Here is a 17,286-nt window from a genome sequence, read left to right as displayed (position 1 = left end):
ATTCATCGTCATAAAAGGATTTATTATGCGACTTCTCACAGCAGTCGACCAGTTGTTCTTACTTCTTGAGTCGCGTAAACAACCCATGCATGTTGGGGGTCTATTTTTATTCGAATTGCCAGAAAATGCGGACAGCAGTTTTGTTTGTCAATTGGTCAAACAAATGCAACACTCTGAGGTGCCGCCGACCTTTCCTTTTAACCAAGTGCTTGAGCATTTGATATTTTGGAAAAAAGACAAACACTTTGATGTTGAGCATCACTTGCACCATGTAGCGCTACCACAGCCCGCGCGTGTACGCGAGCTTTTGATGTACGTATCAAGAGAGCATGGTCGCCTGTTAGATCGGGCAATGCCGCTATGGGAATGTCATGTTATTGAAGGAATTGAGCCAGAAAGCGAAGGCGCGCCTGAACGTTTTGCCTTATATTTTAAAATCCATCATTCGCTCGTTGATGGCATCGCTGCCATGCGCTTGGTCAAAAAATCCTTATCGCAATCGCCAACCGAACCGGTGACGCTACCGATTTGGTCACTAATGGCACGTCATCGTAACCAAGTCGATGCGATTTTGCCGAAAGAGCGTTCGGCGCGGCGCATTATCAAAGAGCAAATATCAACCATTAAACCGGTATTTACAGAATTGCTCGATAACTTAAAAAATTTCGGTGATGACAGTTATGTCAGTACCTTTGCAGCGCCGATGAGTGTGCTTAATAAACGCATTTCAGCCTCGCGGCGCATCGCCGCGCAGTCCTATGAGATACAGCGCTTTAATGATATCGCTGAGCGCTTAAATATCAGTAAAAACGATGTGGTGCTTGCCGTTTGTGCTGGCGCTATTCGCCGTTATCTCCTGTCGATAGATGCGCTACCAAGCAAGCCTTTGATTGCTTTTGTACCCATGTCATTACGTACCGATAATAGCGTGGCGGGCAACCAGTTGTCATTTGTTCTTGCCAATTTGGGCACGCATTTAGACGATCCACTCAGCCGCATCGAGCTGATTCATCGCAGTATGAATAACGGCAAACGCCGATTCCGCCGTATGAATCAAGCGCAGGTTATCAATTACAGTGTGATTTCTTATGCGTGGGAAGGTATCAATTTGGCAACTGGGCTGTTTCCGAAAAAACAGGCCTTTAACCTGATTATCTCCAACGTCCCTGGGTCAGAAAAGCCGCTATATTGGAACGGCGCGCGTCTGCAATCTTTGTATCCGGCATCGATTGTGTTCAATGGACAAGCGATGAATATCACTCTCGCCAGCTATTTGGATAAGATTGAATTTGGCATTACCGCTTGCAGTAAAGCTTTACCGCATGTACAAGATATGCTCGTCCTCATAGAAGAAGAGTTGCAACTATTAGAGCGCACCAGTAAAGAGCTTGAATTTCAAGGCATTACGGTGACAGATAAAAGTAACGACAAGAAAAGCGGCAAAACAAAAAAGCTGGCGCCATAATGGAACCAGCTTTTTCAATATTAATTTTCTAAATCTTTAATAAGTTAAAACTACAAAATATCGCCCCACGTTGGGACAACCACTTGCATTAACGGTTTTAGTAATTTAACGTTACAAGCAAAGATAGAGCCTGAGGTCATTGAGTTGTGCGCGCCTGTATGGTCAACGACCACGCCGCGTGCTTCGGTAACGATAAGCTCACCAGCAGCAATATCCCACGGCTTAATAGACATCTCAAAATAACCGTCAAAACGACCAGCTGCTACATAGCATAAATCTAGCGCGGCTGAGCCTAAACGGCGAATTTGACCGCCCGCTTCAGAGATTTTTTGTAAGCTTTCAAAGTGCTGCTTGGCATAAGAGATGACTTCACCATTACGTTTACGCTCAAGCGGATGACCAGTGGTAAATAAGCCGCCGTCGATGGTTTTACGCTCGCTCACTTGCATACGGCGATTGTTCAAGCGTGCGCCTTTACCACGGCTAGCCGAGAACATCTCATCACGTACAGGGTCATAGATGACGCCGTGCTGGGTCACGCCTTTATGTTGCACCGCGATAGAAACACAAAACTGCGGTACGCCATGGACGAAGTTTTTAGTACCGTCTAGCGGATCAATAATCCAGCACCAGTCAGCATCTTCGCCGCGACCTTGTTGCATACCAAACTCTTCACCCAAAAACGAGTGATTTGGATAGCTGGCTTTTAGGGTCTCAATCGTCAGCTCTTCACTGAAACGATCAATGCGCGTGACCAAACCATCAAGCCCTTTTGACTCGATATCTAGCTCGATTTTGTGGCGGTTTTGATGCGCATATAAAATCTCTTTACCGACTTTTTCAGCAGCACGCGCTGCGATAACGACCATGGGTTCCATAAATAACCTATTTGCTTGATGAATGAATACTACTTAAAAGATATAACTGATAAAATGTACGAAAAATAAAAGCCGCTTAAAATTAAATCGGTTTAATAACTCATGAAAACCATCGCCGCCTAGCGAACCAAATAAATGATTGCCAGCAGTAGTGCCGCCCAAGTTGTCAAATAATTCACACCTACAGCAAGTAGGCGAGGTTTAAACAAAAATGCTTTATTTTTCAATCCGCTATTTTAGCAATTTTTTTTGAGCGATAGGGTTTTATTTTAGCAACTGCTGCAGCTGGCTCACGACCCCTGCAACATCCAGACCACAATCAGCCATTTGCTCTGCTGGTGAACCATGAGCAATAAAGCGATCAGGAATACCGATATTACAGATTACTGGACGGCTATTTTTAAACGCTATTGATTCGTTAAGTAAATATTCATTTACTGCACTGCCCGCGCCGCCCATAATCGTATGCTCTTCCAAAGTGGCGATATGGGTAACGCCTTGCTTGATTAAGCTGTCAAGCAAGTGCGTATCTAAAGGTTTTACCCAGCGCATATTCACCACATGTACTTGGCAGTTTGAGTTTATATTATCGTTAATCAAGCTTTCTGCCGCTTGCTGAGCCGTCGCAACCATGGTACCAAAGGCTAATAATGCCAACTTATTAGGTGCGTTATCTTGACCTAAAACTGACTCTACTACCGCTTTACCAATGGAAAAAACCTGTGCGGGCTGGGTAATCGTCGCGCCAACGCCAGCCCCGCGCGGATAGCGCACAGCCGTACAGCCTTGATATTCATAGCAAGTATTGAGCAAGTGATAACATTCGTTTTCATCTTTTGGCGCGGCTATCAGCATATTCGGCACGCAGCGTAAAAAGGCAAAGTCGAACACGCCGGCATGAGTAGCACCATCTTCACCGACTAGACCGGCGCGGTCAACAGCAAACATCACATCAAGGTTTTGCAATGCCACGTCATGAATCAGCTGATCGTAGCCACGCTGCAAAAAGGTTGAATAGATGGCGACGATTGGCTTGACACCTTGGGTTGCCATGCCGCCTGCTAACGTTACCGCATGCTGTTCAGCGATGGCTACATCAAAAAAACGATTGGGAAATTGACGGGCAAACTCAATCATGCCCGAGCCTTCTTCCATGGCTGGGGTAATCGCAAGCAATTTCTCGTCAGTAGCAGCTTTATCACATAAGAACTGACCAAAGACTTGCGAGTATTTTAATAGCGGTGTACTCGGTGCTAAGTTAGCGGTTAGCGCTTTCTTCTCGCTATCTTCAGCAGGCAATCTACTGATAGCATGATAGCCAACTGGATCTAATTCAGCGGGCGCAAACCCTTTACCTTTGGTGGTATAGATATGCACCAATACCGGGCCTTTTAATTGCTTGGCAAGCGATAGTACGCGCAGTAACTCAGGGATATTGTGGCCATCAAACGGACCGAAATAAGTAAAACCAATGGCTTTAAACAGATTGTCCTCTAATTGTGGCACATCGCGCAGCTCGTTATGACGTTTACGGCGGTCGTAGGCTTGCATGTCAGGACGCTGGCATAATATCGGCTCGCCAGCATCAGAGATATCAACCTGATAGCCTGACTCCCACAATGTCGCTAAATGCCGTGAAAAACCACCAATCGAGCAAGATATCGACATGTCGTTGTCGTTTAAAATGACCAGCAAATCCGCATCTTGTTGGACGGCGTCATTCATCGCTTCAAACGCCATGCCGCCGGTCATTGCGCCATCACCTATAATACAGGCAACCGTTTGCGCGCGGCCTTGATAGCGTAGCGCCAGGCTCATTCCAAGACCCGCCGAAATAGACGTCGATGAATGCCCAACGCCAAAAGTGTCGTAAACCGACTCGGCGCGTTCTGGAAAAGCGGTCAAGCCATCCTTTGAGCGAATAGTTCCAAGCTTTTCACGGCGTCCTGTCAATACTTTATGGGCATATGCCTGATGACCGACATCCCAAACAATCTGATCTTGCGGCGCATCTAACAGATAATGCAGGGCAATGGTCAACTCAATGACGCCTAAATTGGCCCCAAAATGACCACCGCTTTGACCGGCTGAATAGAGCAGAAAAAGCCGTAGCTCATCCGCCAAGGTAATGAGCTGACTTTCGCTAAACGCTTTTAAATCAATCGGAGCGTCTACTGTATCAAGTAGCGGCGTATGTGGACGCTCACGTGGAATGACTGCATAAGTTTTTTGCAGGTGCGATAGCGGTGCAGCAGAATCAATGGCTGACGCAGATGATGACTTAGACTGTGGGGAATGAGGTGACTGCTGCATAAAACGTACGATACCTACCAATCTGCTAACAAGATGCTACCTTAGATACGGGCTATCACTAGCCAGCATCTAAGTGGCGTTAATAATAGTGCGGACATTATAAATCAACAAATGTCATCGACTATATGTTTATTGATACAGCGCTTAAAATAGCTGTGAATAACGATTTAAAATAAAAAAAACTTTAGAACTTTAGAACTTTAGAACTTTCAATTTTATAGGCATTTTAAAATGAGACTATGTCCTCATATAAAACACTATAGCGCCTGCTAATTTTGCTTTCATATTGGGCGCATATCGGGCGACAGTGACGACATAGTAATGCAAGGGCTAAGACTTGTCACTGTATCCGTCAAAATAGTATGGCATAATAGCATTTATTTTTAATTGTCGCTTTAATCATCGTGCGCCGTCTGTGAACTTTGTGTGTATTTCCACCAAACAGCTTTCGTATGCTATTTTAGTTAGCAGCGCTTATGTCACACCTTTATTATTATAAAACTTTAACCGACCGCTAGCGTCACGATGATCGGCTTATGCAGGACATTAATGTCATATCAATTTATCACCAATGCCAAACTACCGACTCGTCACGGCGAGTTTGATATTCATATCTTTGAAAATGCAGACGGTCAAGAGCATGTGATGCTTACCGTCGGTTTACCTGTGGCCAAGCAAACTGACGTTTTAAATCAGCAAGGCACGGCATTTAATCAAGACAGCGATGCGCTAAAAGAAGCGCCCATACCGCTCATTCGTATTCATTCGGAATGCTTGACGGGTGACGCTTTTAGCTCATTAAAATGCGATTGTGGTCCCCAGCTTAATACCGCGATGCAGGCGATACAAGAAACCGGCTGCGGGGCAATATTATACTTACGTCAAGAAGGACGCGGCATTGGCTTGACCAATAAAATCCGTGCTTATGCCTTGCAAGATCAAGGGCATGATACGTTAGATGCCAATCTTATGTTGGGTTTACCGGCTGATGCGCGCGTTTATGATATGTGCGGGCCGATGCTTGCTCATGTCGGCGTCGATAGCGTGCGCCTGATTACCAATAATCCCGATAAAGTGGCTTACTTAACCGAGCATGGTATTAATGTCGTCGAGCGCGTGCCGTTATTGGTTGGGGTGAACGATATGAATGCTGAGTATCTCGCGACCAAACGCGACCGCATGGGGCATCTACTCGATAAAGATTTCAATACCGCCTTACACCTTAATAAATAGTAAATAATTAGATATTTTATGACCATACCAAATATAGATAATCATGACAATTTGCCAGAGACGAATTCTGCCGTGACGCCAACCCACAATGACATCACGCGCGTGCGTGAGTTTTTGGTGGATCTGCAAGCGCGTATCTGTCAAGCCTTAGAAGCGCAAGAGCGCGACGGCAGCAGCAATGATCAGCCGGCAACCTTTGTGCCTGACGATTGGGAACGTCCTGAGGGCGGCGGCGGCCGTTCTTGCGTGCTCGCAGGTGGCGAAGTGATTGAAAAAGCGGGCGTGATGTTTAGCCATATTCATGTGCATAACCTACCCGCTTCTGCAACTGCGCGCCATCCTGATATCGCTGGCCGTAAAGCGCAGGCGATGGGCGTTTCATTGGTCGTGCATCCTAAAAACCCCAATGTGCCAACCAGCCATGCCAACGTGCGTTTATTCGTTGCTGAAGCCGAGGGCGAAGAGCCTATTTGGTGGTTTGGTGGCGGTTTTGATTTGACGCCGTTTTATCCGGTGCTTGCCGACTGCGTACATTGGCATCAGGTTTGTCACGACCTGTGCGCGCCGTTTGGCGACAGCGTCTATCCTGACTTTAAGCAGTGGTGTGACGAGTACTTCCATCTGCGCCATCGCGATGAGCAGCGCGGTATCGGCGGCCTATTTTATGACGACGTCAATACCGAGAGCCGTGGTTGGGATTTTGAGACTTGCTTTGAATTTATGCAAGCGGTCGGTAATGGTTATCTTGAAGGTATATTGCCAATTTTTGAGCAGCGTAAAAACACCTCTTATACCGAAGCACAACGTGAATTTCAGCTCTATCGCCGCGGACGCTACGTCGAATACAACCTTGTTTATGACCGTGGCACCCTATTTGGGCTACAAAGTAATGGACGCATTGAGTCCATCTTAGTCAGTATGCCGCCGCTTGCCAGCTGGCATTATCGCTTTGAACCTGCCCCCGGGACGCCTGAGTTTGAATTGACCGATTTTTATCTAAAACCGCGTGATTGGTTGACTTTATAGTCGTCATTGGCATAATAAGCCGCAGACAGCGTTTTGGTTCTTGGATAAACAGCCTATTTGCTCTCTTTAAAATTTCAGAAAAACACTATCAAGGTCAGCGTTACTGCTGACCTTTATTATTTACTATTTTTTATTTGAGAGCAGCCTAAGAGCAGCTAAACTGTTAAATAGGGCATTTTGACTTTTAGCTTATAAAACGCGCTTTGGCGAACATTCATAGCTGATTAAGATGCCATTACAAAAAGGTACTTTATTATCCTACTTTATTTTAGCCTGTTGAGGTTTAATTAACAGCAGTATGGGTTTAAAGCGTTATAGATTTACAGCTTTATAGGTTGAAAAGGCTATATGGTAAAAGACTAGAACTTAGCTGTCTTTAACATTTAGAACAACCACATAATATTCAATTCATAGTAGCAATATAACAGGTGGCGAGCATGCTAGTGCTTCGGCACCTTTTTATTAGCCACGTATAAAGGAGCAATACAGATGGCACAGGTTTCTAATAATAAATCATTCAAGTCTATCGTCGGCGTAACGTTGATGGCAGCCGCCTTAGGTCTAACAGCTTGTAGTACACCAGTTGACCCTGACGTCAAAGCGCGTCAAGACACCATGAAAAGCTGGGGCGATGCGATGGGTATCATGGGCGATATGGCTGAAGCGCCAGATACGTTTGATGCCGAAGTCTTTAAAGAACAAGCGGCATTTTTAGCAAAAGACTCTGCCAATCCTTGGAGCCACTTTGAAAACCAAGAAGCCGCAGGTAATGCTACTGAAGCGGTTTGGAGCAATGTTGACGATTTTCGCGCTGAAGCTGATGACTTCCAAAAAGCCACTGCTAACTTAAATGCAGCGGCACAAAATGCAACCAGTGTCGATCAAGTTTTACCTGCGCTTGGACAAGTCGGTGACAGCTGCAAATCATGCCATACCGATTTTAAAGTGAAAAAAGACTAACGAGTATTCGCTTTCAAATATAAAAAAGCCGCTATTGTTCATATAGCGGCTTTTTTATTGGTTAAAGAGTAACTTGTTTAACCCATTAAGTCGGCTTGGACGATTTCAATCCAGTAACCATCAACGTCTTTGATAAAGGCGATATTTTTCATACTGCCGTCTTCTGGACGTTTTTTAAACTCGACGTTGTTTTTATCAAACCAAGCAACCGCTTCGTCAAGACTTGGCACACTAAAGCAGATATGACCAAAGCCTTGTGGTTCACCATTGCCATCATGGTAACTAAAGTCCGCTTGGGTTTCGGTACCGTAGTTATGAGTCAGCTCTAAAATACCGCGCTGACGGAAGGCAAAAATTTCTAAGTCGTCACCCGCTGGCAAATTTTCCCGCTCGCTGTCAGTCAACTTGGCCAAGAAATATAAATCAAACCCCATCGTAGGGAACTTTTTTACCGCCAGTAACGTCATGCCCAAAATACCCGTATAAAAGGCCAACGATTTGGCTGGGTCTTTGACGCGTAGCATGGTGTGGTTAAAAGTATAACCTGCCGTCTGCGCTGAAATTGGCTGCACGCCTTCTGCTTTTACGCTGCTCTCAGGCTGAGTGATACTGTCTTTATTAGCATCTAAATTTTTTAAATCCGTCATAATTTTTCCAATATCTAAGTATTTTAATCGTCATTTATCCATTATAAATCATTGATAACGGGTACGTGCAAAATCAAATCGTATCCACCATTCCGAACGTTTAATGATAAATAGCTATTAAGTATCTAAAAAGCGTACTTTTCCAGTCTCTAAATTGTATTCAGCGCCAACGACGAGTAGCTGACCGCTACTGGTTAAGTCTTCTAGGGCGCGCGAACCATGCTTTAATTGGCTGACCGACATGCGCACATTGGCACGAATAGAGCGATCGACCAATTCATCCGCATCGACGTCTTGACCGTTGGCCGTTGCCAGCTCATGCAAGTTGTAAACACTTGGGCGAATACGATCGACGATTGATTGTAAATTTGGCGAATAGTTTTGCTCAGGATTGATCAGCGCATCGACGCAAGCGGTCACCGCTCCGCAATGCGAATGCCCAAGCACTACCACCAGTTTGGTGCCAAATTTTTCTGCCGCAAATTCAATCGAACCGATTTGAGATGGCGCAACCACATTACCCGCCACGCGTATGACAAACAAATCGCCCAAACCTTGGTCAAACACAATCTCAACTGGGACACGGGCGTCCGAGCAACCCAAAATAATCGCTAATGGATCTTGGTCACTGATCAGCTCAGGACGTTTTTGCATGCAAGGGTCAGTGCTGGTCAGACTTTCTACGTAGCGTACATTACCTTCTTTGAGTAGTGCCAGTGCTTCTTGTCCAGTTTTTGGGCGGTTACTGTTAGGCATAAGGGGTCCTTGTTTATCAAAATGGTTTAAATTATAAATTGCGCTAGCATTCTGTTTTCTACTTTAAGATACAGCTTTCAGCTATGCTTATCTTTTAAGCTTATCTCTTAAACTTAGCCGTTTGCTATTGCAAATATCCTTGTATTTAGCATACACAAAATTATTGTAGCGCAAGCAAGACAGAAAAACGGTAAAAATTCTTTATTGTATGAAGGAAGCATTGCAAGCAAAAGCATTGCAAGGCAAGAAATTGGCAGCCAAGCATTTAGCTCATTATTTTTTTAACGACCTAAACCAACCGATAACGAACTTGCACTGACTTATAACAAGGGTTTGTTATAATACCCAGCAACCAGACTTTATATATAGCCAACGCTTATCGCCAGACTTAACAACATGCAAATTGCTGCCAGTATCTACTATTTTAGTGCTGCTGCGCATTTGGTGTTTTAGGAATCAACCTTATGACCGAAACGAATGTAAACCTGCAAACCACGCCTTTGTCGCCTAATAGTGACAAGGCGCTGCTGCAACTGACTGGTCTCCAAAAAATTTATGATCAAACCGAAGTGTTAAAGGATATTAACCTTGATATTGAACATGGCGAATTTATCACCTTGCTTGGGCCATCAGGCTGCGGTAAGACGACTTTGCTGCGCTTAATTGCGGGTTTTGAGCAGCCAAATGCAGGGGCGATTTATCTTGATGGCATACAAATGGCAGGCTTGCCAGCGGATAAGCGTCCGGTCAATACTGTGTTTCAGCAATATGCGTTATTTCCACATATGACGGTGGCGCAAAACGTCGCTTATGGGCTTAAACTCAAAAAAGTGCCAAAAGATGAGATACAAACGCGGGTACGTGAGATGCTGGCGATGGTACAGCTTGAGCATTTGGCCAATCGCAGACCGCAAGATTTATCCGGAGGTCAGCAGCAGCGCGTAGCGATTGCGCGCGCGGTGATTAATCGTCCTAAGCTATTATTGCTCGACGAGCCATTATCGGCGCTCGATCATAAGCTGCGTTTGCAAATGCAATCTGAGCTTAAACGTCTGCAGCGCGAGCTTGGCATTACCTTTGTCTTTGTCACTCATGATCAAGAAGAAGCGCTGTCGATGTCGGACCGCATTGCGGTGATGAAAGACGGTAGATTTCAGCAAATTGGCACGCCGATTGAGATTTATGAAACCCCTGCCAATCTATTTACCGCCAAATTTATCGGTGAAACCAACTTGTTTAAAGCGGAAGTCAAAGGCGTTTACCCTGAGCAGCCCGATCGTGATGGGCGCGTGACCAATGGCCGTATTGAGGTCGAGGTCTGCGAAGCACAAGCGCAAGAGGGGCCGACGACCTTACGCAATCTGCGCCGCCCTGACTTTGCCAATGACGTGCAAGTTGGTGATATCGTTAACTTACTATTGCGCCCTGAAGATTTACGCATTTATGACCCCAATGATAAAGAACATGGCGGCTTACTGGGGCGGGTGATTGAAAGTAATTATAAAGGCAGTACCTTAGACTCGATTATTGAGCTAACCAACGGCCATATTATTAAAGCCTCGGAGTTCTTTGATGAAGACGACCCAAGTTTTGATTATAAGCTTAACGAAGGCGTTAAAGTATCGTGGGTCGATGGCTGGGAATGGGTGTTGCCAGAAGAAGATACGCTTGCTAGCGGCATTGATAACGGGATAAACAATAGCCCTAGTAAATTAGCTGCCCAAAAGGATATCAGCTAATGGCGCGTCCTAACGTAGGTAATAAAAAATCAAGTCATAAAAACTTGAGCAATAAAAGCCCTTTTCGTACCGCAACGCTATGGCTAATTTGGGGTTGGCTGCTCATCTTTGCGCTATTGCCAAATATACTGGTGATTGCCGTCAGCTTTTTGACCCGTGATAGCACCGCTTTTATTAGTTTACCGGTCACTCTCGACAGCTACGTGCGCATGATTGACCCGCTATATTTTGACGTTTTTGTGCATTCATTATGGATGGCGGGTATCACCACAGTCATTTGCTTATTACTTGGCTACCCGTTTGCTTGGTTTGTTTCTCGAGTAGATAAACGCTGGCAGCCACTGTTAATGCTCATGCTGATATTGCCATTTTGGACCAACTCTTTGGTGCGCACCTATGCGCTAAAACTATTATTTGCCAGCAATGGTTTGATTAATAAATCCTTATTAGCCATCGGTATTATCGATGCGCCCATAGATATTTTATATACCCAAGGCGCGGTCATTGCCGGTTTAACCTATTTGTTATTTCCGTTTATGGTGCTGCCGCTGTATGCGGTATTCAGTGATTTGCGCGATGATATGCTGCTCGCCTCGCAAGATTTGGGTGCTTCAAAGCGCCAAACCTTTTGGCACGTGGTATTACCCTTAACCACACCGGGGATTATCTCCGGGGTGCTGTTGGTACTACTACCAGCGATGGGGATGTTTTATGTCGCCGATATCTTGGGCGGCTCACGTAACTTATTGGTCGGTAATATTATCAAAAACCAGTTTTTGGATGCGCGTGATTGGCCATTTGGTGCCGCCGCCAGTGTGCTATTGACCCTTGCGATGGCGGTATTATTACTCGCTTATCGTGCCAGTAGCCGCCGTATTGGCAAGACTGATTTTAACGAGGTGGCCTAATGTCTGATAGTTCACTGAATAGTACTCCAATTAAAAATAAACGCTCTATCAAATTAGGTAATATTGCCGCCAAAGGCTATCTCAGTCTGATTTATATTTTATTATATCTGCCTATCATCGTTTTGGTGGTAATGTCATTTAATAAATCAAAAATTGGTTATAACTGGGGCGGCTTTAGTTTAAAGTGGTACGAGTCGCTACTGAATAATCAGGCGATGCTTGATGCCTTTTGGCACTCTATTGTTTTAGGCTTGGTTGCGGCTACGGTTTCGACCGTTATCGGTACATTAACGGCGCTTGCGCTGCATCGCTATGACTTTCGCGGTAAAGGGCTGCTCAATGGCCTGTTATTTGTGCTGATGATGTCACCTGAAATTGTCCTAGCAATATCGCTATTGACCCTGTTTTTATTAATCGGATTGCAGCTTGGCTTTGTCTCGCTATTACTAGCGCACATTACTTTCTGCCTACCGTTTGTCGTTATCACTGTGTTTGCGCGCTTAAGTAGTTTGGATGAGCGCTTGATGGAAGCAGCGCGAGATTTGGGTGCTAGCGAATCAACAATGGTACGTACGGTGTTGATTCCAGTAATTTTTCCTGCGGTGATGGCTGGCTGGTTACTTGCCTTTACCTTATCGCTTGATGATGTGGTGGTATCGACCTTTGTGACCGGCCCTAGCTATGAGATTTTACCGCTCCGTATTTATTCTATGGTGCGCGTGGGACTTAAACCTGAGGTCAATGCTATTGGGACCATTTTATTGGTCGCTTCATTAGTTTTGGTGGTTATCTCGCAATTGCTGCTGCGTCGGCGCTAGTTTTAATTTTTACGGTAAAATAATGGCAATGTAATTTTAGGCAAAAAGCGCCTATGATTTTTCAAGATTCTAAACACCTATTTTCCTATTTCTTTAACGTCAGTGGTTAGGTTATTTTATGCTAGAGCTCCGTCATCTTAATACACTAACTGCGCTGCGAGCCCATGGCTCATTGGCCGCTGCTGCCGATGAGCTGCATGTCACTGCCTCTGCGGTCTCCCATCAGTTAAAAGAATTGGAAAATTACTACGATATTAGCTTGGTCAATCGGCGCACGCGTCCGCTGACCTTTACCCCAGCGGGCAAAACAGTATTGGCGCTGGCTGATAGCATCCTGCCGCAGGTCACGCGCACCAAAGCCAACTTAAAGCGCTTGGCACATGGGCAGGCAGGCAGATTGCGCCTTGCGTCTGAATGTCACAGCTGCTTCGATTGGTTGATGCCGATTCTCAATCACTATCGTCGCGAATGGTCAGATGTTGAGCTGGATTTTGCCACTGGTTTTGAGCCTGAGCCACATCATTTACTGCAAGAAGGTGATATCGATTTATTGATTACCACCAGTAATTTACCTATAGAGGGCATCAGTTATCAGCCTTTGTTTGAATACGAGAGCCGTTTGGTGCTGTCGCCGACTCACGACTTGGCTGAGCAACCATTTATTCATGCCCAAGACTTGGTTGCTGAAACCTTGATTGCCTATCCGGTAGAAGCTAAGCGCCTCGATATCATTGCCAATTTTATGACCCCAGAAGAGGTCAGTTTTAAAGCAATTCGTACCACCGAGCTCACGGCGATGCTAATTCAATTGGTTGCTAGCGAGCGCGGGGTGGCGGCACTGCCTGATTGGGTGGTAAGCGAGTATGAGAAAAAAGGTTGGGTAGTTTCACGCCCATTAGGCAGTGGCGTCTACTGTCAGCTCTATGCAGCGACGCGCACCGCAAGCCAAGATATGGCTTATATGCAAGGGTTCGCCAGTCTATTAGAAGGGATTGTAAAACCGGTATAGCTAGTGCTTTTTTTAAAAAGTTGTTTAAAAAAGAGCCGTATTAAAAATTAATATGGCTCTTTTTTATTGCGACATTTTTATTATTACAAAACCAATTTAAAGAAATAAAACCCAATTGCCGTTGCCAGTAATGTCAGTCCCACATGTAACCACACTAAGCTCAAACCTGCCAGCAAGCGCCCTTCATTAATAAAAGTAAATACTTCAGCACTAAAGGTACTAAAAGTCGTCAGTCCACCCAAAAAACCAGTTATGACAAACAACCTGACATTGGGAGACAAGCCGCTACCAATACGCTCAAACCAAACTAATGCTAATCCTATTAAAAGTCCACCTAAGACATTGGCGCCAAGCGTACCGAGCGGTATCCAGCTATGCAGCGGATTAAAACGCGCCAACCAGCCGCGCAGGCAAGCACCAATGGCAGCACCTAATCCAATTGCAAGCCATTGCATAAGCTATCCTTGAGTAAGATAAAGTTTAATAGGTTAAGTATAAGATAGCATTTATAATAGCGCAGGCAGCTCGGTCATCGGCCAACGCGGGACGCAGCTAACAGCCAAATCATCTGCCTGACCGGCTTGCAGGCGCTCGTAACCGGCATAAGCAATCATCGCCCCATTATCGGTACATAAGGCTGGCGGCGCATAATGAACGCTAGCATTGATTTTAGCAAGCTCGCGCTCTAATGTCTCACGCAAATGGCTATTGGCACTGACGCCGCCAGCTATCACCAAGCGGCTCATCTCGACTTGTTTCAGTGCCTTGACGCATTTTTTCACCAAGGTATCAACTACTGCATGTTGAAAGCTTGCCGCAATATCGGCGCGCACTTTTGGATCGCTGTCGGAGCCATCAGTGTCCTTGATAAGATTATGCACCGCCGTTTTCATACCGCTGAAGGAAAAATCTAAACCGCGATGTAGCATCGGGCGCGGTAAGTCATAGGCATTTTGTTTGCCATTTTCTGCCAATTTAGCAATATTTGGTCCACCAGGGTATGGCAGACCAAGCATTTTAGCCGCTTTATCAAAACATTCACCCGCCGCGTCATCGATAGACTCACCAAGGATTTCATATTGCCCGATACCATATGCGGCAATCAGCAAAGTATGACCACCAGAAACCAGTAAGGAGACAAATGGAAACGCTGGCGGATTCGCTCCCATCAAAGGCGCTAACAGGTGTCCTTCCATATGGTGAACGCCAATCGCTGGCACATCCAAGCCATAAGCCAAGCTACGTCCAAATAATGCGCCCGTCATCAGCGCCCCTATAAGTCCCGGCCCTTTGGTATAAGCAATCGCATCAATCTCATTTTTAGTGATATCGCACTGCTCTAGCAATTCGTTGAATAACGGTACCAGCTTACGAATATGGTCGCGGCTGGCAAGCTCAGGCACTACTCCGCCATAAAGTGCATGCAGCTCTATCTGTGAATACAGCACTTGCCCAAGCAAGCCTTTATTATTGCTATCTATCTGCTCGCTATCAAAAATCGCCAGACCTGTTTCATCACAGGAGGTCTCTAAACCCAATACTTTCATCTATGTGCCTTTATATTTGCTTTGTAGCATTAATAAAAAACCGCCACTGTTAGCTTACAATGGCGGTCATTCTAGCAAATTTCAATACGTAATATTAGCGAGCGGCAGCAACCATATAATCAACTGCGGCATGAACTTGTGCTTCAGTGACGTCTCCAACCGCTTGCGCAGGCATTTTATTAAAGCCTTTAGCAGAATGCATGTGTAACGTTTCTATGTCTTTGGCAAGGTGCGGTGCCCAAGCTTCTTTATCACCAAATTTCGGTGCGTCAAGCAAACCATTCTCATGGCAAACTTTACACTGCTTTTCGTACAGCTGAGCACCAGCATCGGCCGCCAACACTTCTGGTTCAGCAGCAGCTTCAGGTTCAGCCTCTACGACAGGTACTTCCGTAGGCTCTGCTTCAACCGCAGGCTCAGGGGTGACCACTTCGGTTTCTGTTACAGGCGCTTCAGGTTCTATAGCCACCGTTTCAGTTTCATTGGTAGTAGCTGGCTCTTCAGCCGCTGTATTGTCGCCGCCACTACAAGCGCTCAATGCCAAAAGTGCACTTAAGCTTAGGCTTGTGAGCGCCAATTTAGCAACGGATTTTTTCTTCATTTTAGCAACGGATTTTTTCTTCATTGTATTTTGCTGCATAGTCATAGTTAATCCTTCATCTATAGTTTGTTAATATAAACTTAAATATCGTAGCTGGCATATTAATAGTCATCGCTGGCAATGATGAATCGCTATTATGAAATGAGCATGCGGCTTACTTACTTAATTACTCATAGCTACTAAATACTATTAGTTCGTTGCAGGCTCAGTCGTATCAGTAGTCGTAGCGGCCGCATCGGTATTTGTCGCCATGGCACTATCAGTAGTAGCCGCTTCTGTATCAGTACTTGTAGTAGCCATATCTCCTGCCGCATCTGTCGCTGCGCCATCTTCTGCTACTGCAGTGTCAGTACCCGTAGCACCCTCTTCTGTCCCTTCTGCCGTGTCAGCAGCAGGCATCGGCGCTGTTTCTGGGAAGTCCATATCTTCTGCTTCAGGTGCGTTTGCACGTGCAAGTTCTGAAGCTTCATCGACTTTATCTTTTGCTAAGACTTCACCTGATTCAGTGCTCGCTTCTTCCTTGTCAGTGCTACAAGCACTTAGACTGACGCCCATCGTCAGAAACAATGTCGCCCACAATGCAGTACCAATCGTTGTTTTCTTCATGCCATTTTTCATTCAAAAATCCTCAAAATAATAGCTATAAAAGCCTTGTAACGTCTATCTCGGCATATTTTTAAGCGTCTAGTTTCAATAGCTAAATCTTGAAATTTAAAGCAGCTTAAATATGAGCGACAGACTGAGTATAGGATAGGATAGGATAGGATACCATAGACTCCATATAAGCCGTTATTGCTAAACAGCTGTTTTGTCCACAATTTATTGATTATTTGTTAAAAGATTATTAAAAATATTAACACTCACGCCTTCAGTTAAATCTTATTATATTTGTACGGTGTAATTAAATTTTATTGTCTATTATTTGACCTCTATTTAAGCCCTTATCTTACATAAATACGCTAAAGCCTTTGACTTTACTGCAGTTTTTGATTAAAATAAGCGCCCTTGTGCTAGTGCGCAAGACTATCCTAGTTTGAGCTGATGCCGATAATCTTGAGATATTACGGCTAAATACTAATACACAGCCAAACTAATGCCCTTATATCTCATCCTAATCAAGGAGATTTCATGCCTGCAGTTAAGGTTAAAGAAAACGAACCAGTTGACATCGCTATCCGTCGTTTCAAACGTGCTTGTGAAAAAGCCGGCGTTCTATCAGACGTACGTAAGCGTGAATTTTATGAAAAACCAACGCAAGTACGCAAGCGCAAAAAAGCCGCTGCTGTAAAGCGTTATAAGAAAAAATTACAACGCGAAACTATTCGTACCACTCGTATGTACTAATCACCAATACGATTAGCTACCTACCAGCGCTACACTAACGCC

17 protein-coding genes are annotated in these 17,286 nt (G+C 45.0%); 9 read left to right on the top strand and 8 right to left on the bottom strand.

Going from position 1 to position 17,286, the window contains the following annotated elements; translation table 11 throughout:
• Nucleotides 1-25 precede the first annotated feature (25 nt).
• The gene (locus tag RAH45_RS01395) at nt 26-1,465 is read left to right on the top strand and encodes a WS/DGAT/MGAT family O-acyltransferase (protein WP_193030066.1); all 1,440 of its coding nucleotides are present in this window, start codon (nt 26-28) and stop codon (nt 1,463-1,465) included.
• 50 nt (nt 1,466-1,515) lie between these two features.
• On the opposite strand, the gene RAH45_RS01390 is transcribed toward RAH45_RS01395, so the two are convergent.
• Entirely contained in the window at nt 1,516-2,343 is an 828-nt protein-coding gene (locus tag RAH45_RS01390) for an inositol monophosphatase family protein (RefSeq protein ID WP_193030064.1), read from the bottom strand.
• A gap of 264 nt (nt 2,344-2,607) precedes the next feature.
• Entirely contained in the window at nt 2,608-4,656 is a 2,049-nt protein-coding gene (dxs, locus tag RAH45_RS01385) for a 1-deoxy-D-xylulose-5-phosphate synthase (protein ID WP_193030062.1), read from the bottom strand.
• Between the two features lie 549 nt (nt 4,657-5,205).
• Between dxs and ribA the strand changes: the two genes are divergently transcribed.
• From ribA to RAH45_RS01370, 3 genes are all read left to right on the top strand, one after another.
• Nucleotides 5,206-5,889 carry a GTP cyclohydrolase II gene (gene ribA / locus RAH45_RS01380; RefSeq protein WP_193030060.1) on the top strand — a complete coding sequence of 228 codons (684 nt, stop codon included), beginning with the start codon at nt 5,206-5,208 and terminating at the stop codon, nt 5,887-5,889.
• An 18-nt stretch (nt 5,890-5,907) separates the two neighbouring features.
• A complete protein-coding gene (hemF, locus tag RAH45_RS01375; RefSeq protein WP_305935777.1) occupies nt 5,908-6,915 on the top strand; it encodes an oxygen-dependent coproporphyrinogen oxidase in 1,008 nt (335 codons plus the stop codon).
• A 489-nt stretch (nt 6,916-7,404) separates the two neighbouring features.
• Nucleotides 7,405-7,875, top strand: a complete 471-nt coding sequence (locus RAH45_RS01370) for a c-type cytochrome (protein WP_193030056.1) — start codon at nt 7,405-7,407, stop codon at nt 7,873-7,875.
• A 77-nt stretch (nt 7,876-7,952) separates the two neighbouring features.
• Here the strand turns inward: RAH45_RS01370 and gloA are convergent, their stop codons facing one another.
• Nucleotides 7,953-8,522 (bottom strand): lactoylglutathione lyase, encoded by a 570-nt coding sequence (gloA, locus tag RAH45_RS01365; RefSeq protein WP_068406321.1) that lies wholly within the window; start codon nt 8,520-8,522, stop codon nt 7,953-7,955.
• 117 nt (nt 8,523-8,639) lie between these two features.
• Nucleotides 8,640-9,278: a carbonic anhydrase gene (locus tag RAH45_RS01360; RefSeq protein WP_068406318.1), complete on the bottom strand. Its 639-nt coding sequence runs from the start codon at nt 9,276-9,278 to the stop codon at nt 8,640-8,642.
• A 464-nt stretch (nt 9,279-9,742) separates the two neighbouring features.
• Here RAH45_RS01360 and potA point away from each other — a divergent pair, with 464 nt between their 5' ends.
• The 4 genes from potA to RAH45_RS01340 all read left to right on the top strand — a co-directional run bounded on the left by potA (nt 9,743) and on the right by RAH45_RS01340 (nt 13,752).
• Nucleotides 9,743-11,017: a spermidine/putrescine ABC transporter ATP-binding protein PotA gene (gene potA, locus RAH45_RS01355; protein ID WP_082894334.1), complete on the top strand. Its 1,275-nt coding sequence runs from the start codon at nt 9,743-9,745 to the stop codon at nt 11,015-11,017.
• A complete protein-coding gene (potB, locus tag RAH45_RS01350; RefSeq protein ID WP_068406315.1) occupies nt 11,017-11,925 on the top strand; it encodes a spermidine/putrescine ABC transporter permease PotB in 909 nt (302 codons plus the stop codon). The genes potA and potB overlap by 1 nt, the downstream gene beginning before the upstream one ends.
• On the top strand, nt 11,925-12,743 hold the full coding sequence (gene potC, locus RAH45_RS01345; RefSeq protein ID WP_082894333.1) for a spermidine/putrescine ABC transporter permease PotC: 819 nt from the start codon (nt 11,925-11,927) through the stop codon (nt 12,741-12,743). Before potB ends, potC begins: the two co-directional genes overlap by 1 nt.
• Before the next feature lie 118 nt (nt 12,744-12,861).
• Nucleotides 12,862-13,752 (top strand): LysR family transcriptional regulator, encoded by an 891-nt coding sequence (locus RAH45_RS01340; protein ID WP_068406314.1) that lies wholly within the window; start codon nt 12,862-12,864, stop codon nt 13,750-13,752.
• Between the two features lie 83 nt (nt 13,753-13,835).
• On the opposite strand, the gene crcB is transcribed toward RAH45_RS01340, so the two are convergent.
• The 4 genes from crcB to RAH45_RS01320 all read right to left on the bottom strand — a co-directional run bounded on the left by crcB (nt 13,836) and on the right by RAH45_RS01320 (nt 16,518).
• Complete coding sequence (gene crcB / locus RAH45_RS01335) at nt 13,836-14,207, bottom strand: fluoride efflux transporter CrcB (protein WP_068406312.1); 372 nt, start codon at nt 14,205-14,207, stop codon at nt 13,836-13,838.
• A gap of 51 nt (nt 14,208-14,258) precedes the next feature.
• Nucleotides 14,259-15,299, bottom strand: a complete 1,041-nt coding sequence (gene tsaD / locus RAH45_RS01330) for a tRNA (adenosine(37)-N6)-threonylcarbamoyltransferase complex transferase subunit TsaD (RefSeq protein WP_068406309.1) — start codon at nt 15,297-15,299, stop codon at nt 14,259-14,261.
• A gap of 94 nt (nt 15,300-15,393) precedes the next feature.
• On the bottom strand, nt 15,394-15,945 hold the full coding sequence (locus RAH45_RS01325) for a c-type cytochrome (RefSeq protein WP_193030054.1): 552 nt from the start codon (nt 15,943-15,945) through the stop codon (nt 15,394-15,396).
• 144 nt (nt 15,946-16,089) lie between these two features.
• The gene (locus tag RAH45_RS01320) at nt 16,090-16,518 is read right to left on the bottom strand and encodes a hypothetical protein (RefSeq protein ID WP_226928764.1); all 429 of its coding nucleotides are present in this window, start codon (nt 16,516-16,518) and stop codon (nt 16,090-16,092) included.
• Between the two features lie 510 nt (nt 16,519-17,028).
• On the opposite strand from RAH45_RS01320, the gene rpsU reads away from it, so the two are divergent.
• Nucleotides 17,029-17,244 carry a 30S ribosomal protein S21 gene (gene rpsU / locus RAH45_RS01315; RefSeq protein WP_010195908.1) on the top strand — a complete coding sequence of 72 codons (216 nt, stop codon included), beginning with the start codon at nt 17,029-17,031 and terminating at the stop codon, nt 17,242-17,244.
• The last annotated feature ends 42 nt before the right edge of the window (nt 17,245-17,286 follow it).

This window comes from Psychrobacter sp. van23A (genome assembly GCF_030845275.1).
GTDB classification, from domain to species: Bacteria; Pseudomonadota; Gammaproteobacteria; order Pseudomonadales; family Moraxellaceae; genus Psychrobacter; species Psychrobacter faecalis.
The sequence above is the reverse complement of the archived record's forward strand: the minus strand, read 5'-3'. Positions and strand labels throughout refer to the sequence as shown.

Coding starts and splice junctions, on each gene's coding strand:
- RAH45_RS01395 (WP_193030066.1), top strand. CDS start 26: ATGCGACTTCTCACAGCAGTCGACCAGTTGTTCTTACTTCTTGAGTCG.
- RAH45_RS01390 (WP_193030064.1), bottom strand. CDS start 2,343: ATGGAACCCATGGTCGTTATCGCAGCGCGTGCTGCTGAAAAAGTCGGT.
- dxs (WP_193030062.1), bottom strand. CDS start 4,656: ATGCAGCAGTCACCTCATTCCCCACAGTCTAAGTCATCATCTGCGTCA.
- ribA (WP_193030060.1), top strand. CDS start 5,206: ATGTCATATCAATTTATCACCAATGCCAAACTACCGACTCGTCACGGC.
- hemF (WP_305935777.1), top strand. CDS start 5,908: ATGACCATACCAAATATAGATAATCATGACAATTTGCCAGAGACGAAT.
- RAH45_RS01370 (WP_193030056.1), top strand. CDS start 7,405: ATGGCACAGGTTTCTAATAATAAATCATTCAAGTCTATCGTCGGCGTA.
- gloA (WP_068406321.1), bottom strand. CDS start 8,522: ATGACGGATTTAAAAAATTTAGATGCTAATAAAGACAGTATCACTCAG.
- RAH45_RS01360 (WP_068406318.1), bottom strand. CDS start 9,278: ATGCCTAACAGTAACCGCCCAAAAACTGGACAAGAAGCACTGGCACTA.
- potA (WP_082894334.1), top strand. CDS start 9,743: ATGACCGAAACGAATGTAAACCTGCAAACCACGCCTTTGTCGCCTAAT.
- potB (WP_068406315.1), top strand. CDS start 11,017: ATGGCGCGTCCTAACGTAGGTAATAAAAAATCAAGTCATAAAAACTTG.
- potC (WP_082894333.1), top strand. CDS start 11,925: ATGTCTGATAGTTCACTGAATAGTACTCCAATTAAAAATAAACGCTCT.
- RAH45_RS01340 (WP_068406314.1), top strand. CDS start 12,862: ATGCTAGAGCTCCGTCATCTTAATACACTAACTGCGCTGCGAGCCCAT.
- crcB (WP_068406312.1), bottom strand. CDS start 14,207: ATGCAATGGCTTGCAATTGGATTAGGTGCTGCCATTGGTGCTTGCCTG.
- tsaD (WP_068406309.1), bottom strand. CDS start 15,299: ATGAAAGTATTGGGTTTAGAGACCTCCTGTGATGAAACAGGTCTGGCG.
- RAH45_RS01325 (WP_193030054.1), bottom strand. CDS start 15,945: ATGACTATGCAGCAAAATACAATGAAGAAAAAATCCGTTGCTAAAATG.
- RAH45_RS01320 (WP_226928764.1), bottom strand. CDS start 16,518: ATGAAAAATGGCATGAAGAAAACAACGATTGGTACTGCATTGTGGGCG.
- rpsU (WP_010195908.1), top strand. CDS start 17,029: ATGCCTGCAGTTAAGGTTAAAGAAAACGAACCAGTTGACATCGCTATC.